Here is a 1,410-nt window from a genome sequence, read left to right on the forward strand (position 1 = left end):
ATGCGCGCCGGACAAGGAGGGTCTCCGAGATTGTCAGTCTGCTCGGCCATAGTGCCGGCGGTCGTCCTGGCGAGCGCTTGATGCGACGGCTCGGCATGGCTGTCAGCGACGACACGATCCTGCGGCAACTGAAGCGGGATGCCGCGCGCGCTCATCGCGACGCCACGATACGGGTCGTTGGCATAGATGATTGGAGCTGGCGGCGATCGTGGCGCTACGGCACGATGATCGTCGACCTGGAGCGCCGTTCGGTTCTCGATATCCTTGAGGACCGGAGCGTGGCGAGTGTCGCGCGATGGCTGGAGCAGCATCCTTCTGTCGAGATCGTGAGCCGAGACCGATGCGGGCTTTACGCGCAAGCTGCTCGCGAGGGTGCGCCGCAAGCGCGTCAAGTCGCTGATCGGTTCCATCTCATGCAGAATCTTCGGGTCGCAATCGAGGAGCAGATGAGCCTTGCCGGCCGCGCCACCGGACGAGCATTGCTGCCGGATAAGTATCGGAAGCGGGCAAATCGATCTGCTTCAGGATGATCCGCACGTTAACGCAACGCACCGGCGCCGGGCGCGTCACGCTCATCGAGAATCACGGCAGGCGGTGTTCGATACTGTGCACGCTTTGAATGAGGAAGGTCTGTCCTATTCGGAGATCGCACGGCGCACCGGCTACGGCCGGCGCAGCATCGCGAAATGGCTGACTTTCGAGACGCCACCCGACCGACAGAAGGCGGCGTTGAAGCCGACATCCCCCTTGTATTTCGAGGCGTTTCTCGCCCAATGCTGGCGAGATGGCAATCGCTGCGGACGGCATCTGTTTTACGATCTCAAACAGCGCGGCTACACGGGCAGTTTCTCTAATCTCGAGCGGCTTCTCGCAAGCTGGCGCCGCCCGGAGAGATCGGTCAAGGGCAGCGCGTCGCCGGCGCCGATCATCTCGCATCAACGGGGCCACGGTGTTGGCCCCATACGCGATCCGGAGACCGGCCATGTGATCTCACCGGTGGTCGCAGCTGCCCTCTGCCTGAAGCCGCGAAGCATGCTGACGATCAGTCAGGCGAGAAGGGTCGATGCTTTGAAACAGGGCTCGCCTGAGTTCGCTTCGATGCGCAGCCTCGCTGTGCGCTTCCGCGGAATCTTTCGCAGCTGCGATCCGAGCAAGCTCGACAGCTGGATTGGTGATGCCGTTAACTCGGGCTTGGTCGCAATTGCGCGGTTCGCACGCGTCCTGCACCGCGATCTTGACGCCGTCTACAACTCCATCGAACTGCCGTGGAGCAACGGCCAGGCGGAAGGCCAAATCAACCGCCTGAAGACAATCAAGCGTGCGATGTATGGCAGAGCTGGCCCGGAGCTGCTCAGGGCACGCATGCTGCCTCTCGACCAAAATCGCCACCACACAAAGTGAGGAAGACCC

2 protein-coding genes are annotated in these 1,410 nt (G+C 62.3%); both read left to right on the forward strand.

The genetic code is table 11. From position 1 onward, the window contains the following. A partial coding sequence (locus ILFOPFJJ_RS36805; protein WP_446677094.1) for a transposase occupies positions 1-530 on the forward strand: 530 nt, incomplete at its 5' end. A gap of 502 nt (positions 531-1,032) precedes the next feature. Further along, the gene (locus tag ILFOPFJJ_RS36810) at positions 1,033-1,401 is read left to right on the forward strand and encodes a transposase (protein WP_446677095.1); all 369 of its coding nucleotides are present in this window, start codon (positions 1,033-1,035) and stop codon (positions 1,399-1,401) included. Positions 1,402-1,410: the final 9 nt, after the last annotated feature.

The sequence above is a fragment of the Sinorhizobium psoraleae genome (genome assembly GCF_013283645.1).
In the GTDB taxonomy this organism is placed as follows: domain Bacteria; phylum Pseudomonadota; class Alphaproteobacteria; order Rhizobiales; family Rhizobiaceae; genus Sinorhizobium; species Sinorhizobium psoraleae.

Excerpts from the sequence above, each read along its gene's own strand:
- ILFOPFJJ_RS36810 (WP_446677095.1), top strand. The coding sequence starts at position 1,033 with ATGCTGACGATCAGTCAGGCGAGAAGGGTCGATGCTTTGAAACAGGGC.